The 6,230-nt window shown below is 65.6% G+C and carries 6 protein-coding genes; all 6 read right to left on the bottom strand.

The features are described 5' to 3' along the window. Positions 1-175: ATP-binding cassette domain-containing protein (locus tag ACIQ67_RS18775; RefSeq protein ID WP_397535907.1), on the bottom strand; the 175-nt coding region annotated here is incomplete at its 3' end. Positions 176-295: 120 nt separating this feature from the next. After that, positions 296-1,180 (bottom strand): urea ABC transporter ATP-binding protein UrtD, encoded by an 885-nt coding sequence (gene urtD, locus ACIQ67_RS18780; protein WP_397535902.1) that lies wholly within the window; start codon positions 1,178-1,180, stop codon positions 296-298. Beyond that, positions 1,177-2,343: an urea ABC transporter permease subunit UrtC gene (urtC, locus tag ACIQ67_RS18785; protein WP_397535903.1), complete on the bottom strand. Its 1,167-nt coding sequence runs from the start codon at positions 2,341-2,343 to the stop codon at positions 1,177-1,179. Before urtC ends, urtD begins: the two co-directional genes overlap by 4 nt. Before the next feature lie 2 nt (positions 2,344-2,345). Further along, a complete protein-coding gene (urtB, locus tag ACIQ67_RS18790) occupies positions 2,346-3,938 on the bottom strand; it encodes an urea ABC transporter permease subunit UrtB (protein WP_397535904.1) in 1,593 nt (530 codons plus the stop codon). Between the two features lie 34 nt (positions 3,939-3,972). Continuing rightward, entirely contained in the window at positions 3,973-5,244 is a 1,272-nt protein-coding gene (gene urtA / locus ACIQ67_RS18795; protein ID WP_397535905.1) for an urea ABC transporter substrate-binding protein, read from the bottom strand. Between the two features lie 150 nt (positions 5,245-5,394). Next, the coding region (locus ACIQ67_RS18800) for a diguanylate cyclase (RefSeq protein WP_397535906.1) at positions 5,395-6,230 on the bottom strand (836 nt) is incomplete at its 5' end.

Raw genomic sequence — 6,230 nt, forward strand, 5'->3', positions numbered from 1 at the left:
TGATGCTGCCACTCTTGATCGGCACCACGCCCATCAGGCTCTTCAACAAGGTGCTCTTGCCCACGCCGTTGCGGCCCAGGATCACGCTGATCTCGCCCTGCTGCGCCTCGAAGCTCAGGCCGCGCAGGATGTGGCTGCCGCCGTAGTACTGGTGGATGTTGTCGACCTTCAGCATGTTGGGCCCTTGCGTGTGCGGCAGATGGGTCGTCCGGAGCGATCGACGGGCAGCGGGCGCCCTATTGCGCTCATGCCCCCCGCCGCGGGCTGCGCCCTTGGCTCATCCTTTGCTTCGCTCTCAACGCCCAAGGTACACCTCCACCACCTTCTCGTTGGCCTGCACCTCGGACAGCAGGCCCTCGGCCAGCACTGAACCTTCGTGCAGGACTGTGACCTTCTTGCGTCCTTCCGTGAGCTGGTCGACGAACTTCATGTCGTGCTCCACCACCACCAGCGAATGCTTGCCTTCGAGGCTCAGGAAGAGCTCTGCGGTGCGCTCGGTTTCCTCGTCGGTCATGCCGGCCACCGGCTCGTCCAGCAGCAGCAGCATCGGGTCCTGCATCAAGAGCATGCCGATCTCCAGCCACTGCTTCTGGCCGTGCGAAAGCAGGCCGGCCTGCGTCTGCGCCTGCGGCAGCAGGTGGATGAGTTGCAGGGTCTCGGCGATGCGGTCCAGCTGCGCGCCGCTCAGGCGCGAGAACAGGCTGGCACGCACGCGGCGGTCAGCCTTCAGCGCCAGCTCCAGGTTCTCGAACACGCTGAGCTGCTCGTAGACCGTGGGTTTCTGAAACTTGCGGCCGATGCCGATCTGAGCGATCTCGTTTTCGCGCAGGCGCAAGAGGTTGATGTTCTGGCCGAAGCTGGCCGTGCCGCTGTCGGGCCGGGTCTTGCCGGTGATCACGTCCATCATCGTGGTCTTGCCCGCGCCGTTGGGGCCGATGATGCAGCGTAGTTCGCCCACATCGACCATCAGGCTGAGCTTGTTCAGCGCGCGGAAGCCGTCGAAGGACACGGTGATCTCGTCCAGATACAGCGCCACGCCGGTGCCGAAGTCCGGCAGGCCGGCCTTGAGCACACGGCCGAAGCTGGCGCCGCGGTCGCCCGACGACTGCTGCGTGGCCGCTTCCTTGGATGCATGTTCGACACGGGCCTTGGCGCCCTGCTCCATCAGATCCGGCGTCATGGTGCCTGCTCTCCTTGTGCAGCCTTCTTCCTGATGCCACCGATCTTGCGCGCCAGCCCGATCAGGCCCTGCGGCAGGAACAGCGTCACCGCGATGAACAAGGCGCCCAGGAAGTAAAGCCAGAACTCCGGAAAGGCCTGGGTGAACCAGCTCTTGGCGCCGTTGACGAAGAAGGCACCGACGATGGGGCCGATCAGCGAGGCGCGTCCGCCCACCGCAGTCCAGATCGCGATCTCGATGGACGCCGCGGTCGACATCTCGCCCGGGTTGATGATGCCCACCTGCGGCACATAGAGCGCGCCGGCCACGCCGCACATCAAGGCCGACAGCACCCAGATCGCCAGCTTGTAGGCCAGCGGGTCGTAGCCGGTGAACATCACGCGGCTCTCAGCGTCGCGGATGGCCTGCAGCACGCGGCCGAACTTGCTGCTGACGATCCAGCGCGCCAGCAGGAAGAAGGCGATCAGCGTCAGGCCAGTCAGCACGAACAGTGCCATGCGCGTGGACGGCTGAGCCAGCGGCACGCCGAGGATGCGCTTGAAATCGGTGAAGCCGTTGTTGCCGCCGAAGCCGGTCTCGTTGCGGAAGAACAGCAGCATGGCGGCGAAAGTCAGCGCCTGCGTGATGATCGAGAAGTACACGCCCTTGATGCGACTGCGGAAGGCGAAGAAGCCGAACACGAGGGCCAGCAGGCCCGGCACCGCCAGCACCATCAGCATCTGGAAGGCGAAGGAATCGCTGAAGCTCCAGTGCCAGGGCAGCGCCTTCCAGTCCAGAAAGACCATGAAGTCCGGTAGATCGCTCTGGTAATTGCCCTCGCGGCCGATCTGGCGCATCAGGTACATGCCCATCGCATAGCCGCCCAGGGCGAAGAACAGGCCGTGGCCCAGCGAGAGGATGCCGGTGTAGCCCCAGATCAGGTCCATGGCCAGCGCGCAGATCGCGTAGCACATGATCTTTCCGATCAGGCCCACGGCATAGTCACTCAGGTGCAGCGCATGGCCCTCAGGCACAAGCAGATTGAGCACCGGCGCCAGCACGGTGACAGTGATCAGCGCGGCCAGCACTGCCGTCCAGCCTCTGGGCGAGAGCAGGCGCGGCCGCTGGGGCAGCAAGGCGGCGTTGGAGGTGGCAGGCGTGTTCGTCATCATCGGTGTGCTCATCGTCATGCTTCGGCGGAACGACCCTTCATCGCGAACAGGCCTTGCGGCCGCTTCTGGATGAAGACGACGATGAAGACCAGCACCATGATCTTGGCCAGCACAGCGCCCTGCCAGCCTTCCAGCAGCTTGTTCAGGATGCCCAGCCCGAGGCCGGCGTAGACCGTGCCGGCCAACTGGCCCACGCCGCCCAGCACCACCACCATGAAGCTGTCGACGATATAGCTCTGGCCCAGGTCCGGGCCGACGTTGCCTACCTGGCTGAGTGCGCAGCCTGCCAAGCCGGCGATGCCGGCGCCGAGCGAGAAGGCATAGGTGTCGATGCGCGCCGTGTTGACGCCCATGCAGGACGCCATGCGGCGGTTCTGCGTGACGCCGCGCACGAACAGGCCCAGGCGCGTCCGGGCGATCAGCAGGGCCACACCGGCCAGCACCAGCATCGCGAAGACGATGATGGCCAGGCGGTTATAGGGCAGCACCAGATTGGGCAGCACCTGGATGCCGCCGGACAGCCAGGCGGGATTCTCCACCGGCACGTTCTGCGCGCCGAACAAGGAACGCACTGCCTGCATCAGCACCAGCGAGATGCCCCAGGTGGCCAGCAGCGTTTCCAGCGGCCGGCCGTAAAGCCAGCGGATCACGCTGCGCTCCAGCGCCGCGCCCACCAGCGCCGCGGCCATGAAGGAAGCGGGAATCGCCAGCAGCACGTAGTAGTCGAAGGCCCCGGGCAAATAGGCCTTGAACAGGTTCTGCACGACATAGGTGGCATAGGCGCCAACCATCATCAGCTCGCCGTGCGCCATATTGATCACGCCCATCAGGCCATAGGTGATGGCCAGGCCCAGGGCGACCAGCAACAGGATGGAACCCAGACTCAGGCCGGTGAAGATCAGGCCAGCACGCTCGCCCCAGGCCAGGCGCGTTTCCAGCGCGGAGAGGGCCTGCGACAGCGCGGACTTGACCTCCACATCGCCCTCGGCGGCGATACGCTCCAGCAGCAGCGACTTGATGGCCGGCTCGCTGCCAGCGGCCAGCAGGCGCGCGGCTTCCAGGCGCTTGGCCTTGTCGGGCGAGGTCAGCAGGAGGCCGGCGCGCAGCTGCGCCAGCCGGGCTTTCACATCGGCATCAGCCTCGCCGGCCAGGGCCTTGTCCAGAAGCGGCAACTGGGATTCGTCCAGGCCCTGTTTAGCGAGCTCCGCCACCGCGGCGCGGCGCGTCGCGAGATCGCTGGCGAAGAGCTGCAGCGCGGCCTGCGCCGCCTGCAGCGCGCCGCGCATGCGGTTGTTGTTGAGCACATCCTCGGCATCCTCCGGCAGCGTGGCGGGCTGGCCGCTGGCCGCATCGATCACCTGCGCTCCATCGACCACCAGCACCTGCTTGGGCGTGAGCTTGACGGCGTCGTCCAGCAGCGCCTGCACAAAGGCCGGCAAACCCGCCGCGCCGTCGGCCGCAGCCGCATTGAGCGCCGCAATGCGCGCATCCGTCTCGCCCGCCGCAATGGCACGGGCCTGGTCCGGGGTCAGGGCTTGCGCCTGGCCGCTGCTCAAGCAAAGCAGCAGCCAGACGCCCGCTGCGACAAGCAGGCGCTGGATCGTCATGGTCGGAAGGGGATGAGCTGTCGGTCAGGTGGGCTTACTTAGCGACCGGCTCGTCCTTCTTGCCCTTGTTCTCAGGGATGTAGGGGCTCCACGGCTGGGCCTTGACCGGGCCGGGGGTCTTCCACACCACGTTGAACTGGCCGTCAGCCTTGACTTCGCCGATGAACACCGGCTTGTGCAGGTGGTGGTTCTTCGGGTCCATGGTGCTCGTGAAGCCGCCCGGTGCCTTGAAGGTCTGGCCGGCCATCGCGGCGATCACCTTATCGGTGTCGGTGCTCTTGGCCTTGGTGACGGCCTGCGCCCACATATTGAAGCCGATGTAGGTGGCCTCCATCGGGTCATTGGTCAGCGGCTTGTCCTTGTGGCCGGGGATATTCTTGGCCTTGGCATAGGCGCTCCACTTCTTGACAAACTCGGCATTGGCCGGGTTCTTGATGCTCATGAAGTAGTTCCAGGCAGCCAGGTGGCCGACCAGCGGCTTGGTGTCCACGCCGCGCAACTCTTCCTCACCCACCGAGAAGGCCACCACCGGCACATCGGTCGCCTTCAGGCCCTGGTTGCCCAGCTCCTTGTAGAAGGGCACGTTGGAGTCACCGTTGATGGTGGACACCACCGCGGTCTTCTTGCCCTCGGAAGCGAACTTCTTGATCTTGGCGATGATGCCCTGGTAATCGCTATGACCGAAGGGGGTGTACTCCTCCATGATGTCGGTGTCCGCCACGCCCTTGGACTTCAGGAACGCACGCAGGATCTTGTTGGTGGTGCGCGGGTACACATAGTCGGTACCCAGCAGCACGAAGCGCTTGGCCGAACCGCCGTCCTTGCTCATCAGGTATTCCACCGCGGGAATGGCCTGCTGGTTCGGCGCGGCGCCGGTGTAGAACACGTTCTTGGACAGCTCTTCGCCCTCGTACTGCACCGGGTAGAACAGCAAGGAGTTCAGTTCCTCAAAGACCGGCAGCACCGACTTGCGACTGACCGAAGTCCAGCAGCCGAAGACCACGGCCACCTTGTCCTGCGAGATCAGCTGCTTGGCCTTCTCAGCGAACAGCGGCCAGTTGGAGGCCGGGTCCACCACCACCGGTTGCAGCTTCTTGCCCAGCAGGCCGCCCTTGGCATTGATCTCGTCGATGGCCATCAGCACCGTGTCCTTGAGCACGGTCTCCGAGATGGCCATGGTGCCGGACAGGCTGTGCAGCACGCCCACCTTGATGGTGTCGGCAGCCTGCGCGGCGGGCAAGCCGAAGGCGGCAGCGCCCAGGGCAACGGCAGACAGGTTCAGGGCACGGCGGGACAAGAGTTTCATGACGGGGCTCCGTTCGAGTGTCAGTGGGTGAATGAATCGCACTGGACCCAGTCTCGGCAGCCGCCCCGTTTTGGGGAATACGCCATCTGGCGTAGTGCCCCGCGCGGGCGTCGCGTCAACAGCCGCGCGAGGGCTTGCCCGGACACGCGCTCAGTCGCGCTTCGGCGCGATCTGTGCCACGACAACGCGGTCGCGACCATGCAACTTGCCTTCCAGCAAGGCATGGTCAGCGCGCGAGATGGCGGTGTCCATGGCCTCCTGGGCCTGCACCTCGGCCAGACCGATGGTGGCGGTGATCGTGAGCGGCACGCCGGTCTGCACCTCAACCGCGTGCGCGCGCAGATCATCCAGCATGCGAGCGACCACGGTCTGAGCGGCCGCCTCGCTCTCGCAGCGCAGCAATGCGACGAACTCCTCGCCGCCGAAGCGGAAGAAGGGGTCGCTCTCACGCAGCACCGTGCGCAGCCGATCCACCACATGGCGCAGCGCCAGATCACCGGCCTGATGCCCGAAACGATCATTGACCGACTTGAAATGGTCCAGGTCGACCATGGCGACGAAAAGCTGGCTGCCGGCGCGCCGCGCGTCACGCCGGCACTGCTCGAAAGCGGCTTCCAGGCCATGGCGCAGCGGCAGACCCGTCAAGGGGTCGATCCGTGAAGTGGCCGTCTCCATCAGATGCTTCAGCTCGGACAGGCGCGCCACCATCGCGCTCTGCTCACGTTCGTAGGCACCCATGTCGGCATCGCTGGCGGCATGCCCGCCCAGCTTGGCCAGGCACAGACCGCGTACCGCCTGATGCATGCGCGCATGCGCGCGGTCGATGCCGGCCACCAGTCGCGCGTCCACCTTGTCGAGCTGGCTTCGCTCACGCAGAAACCACATGCCGAAGCGGCACAGCAGATGCGATTGCGGCCTCAGCATCTCGTCGCCCGGGGACTCCAGCAGCAGCGCGCAGCGCAGCAGCTTCTGGTTCCAGGCCAGAT

The organism is Roseateles sp., from assembly GCF_044373315.1.
Classification (GTDB): Bacteria; Pseudomonadota; Gammaproteobacteria; order Burkholderiales; family Burkholderiaceae_C; genus JACDQM01.

Bases quoted from the DNA above. Each gene is read 5' to 3' on its own strand.
- urtD (WP_397535902.1), bottom strand. From the start codon at position 1,180: ATGACGCCGGATCTGATGGAGCAGGGCGCCAAGGCCCGTGTCGAACAT.
- urtC (WP_397535903.1), bottom strand. From the start codon at position 2,343: ATGAGCACACCGATGATGACGAACACGCCTGCCACCTCCAACGCCGCC.
- urtB (WP_397535904.1), bottom strand. From the start codon at position 3,938: ATGACGATCCAGCGCCTGCTTGTCGCAGCGGGCGTCTGGCTGCTGCTT.
- urtA (WP_397535905.1), bottom strand. From the start codon at position 5,244: ATGAAACTCTTGTCCCGCCGTGCCCTGAACCTGTCTGCCGTTGCCCTG.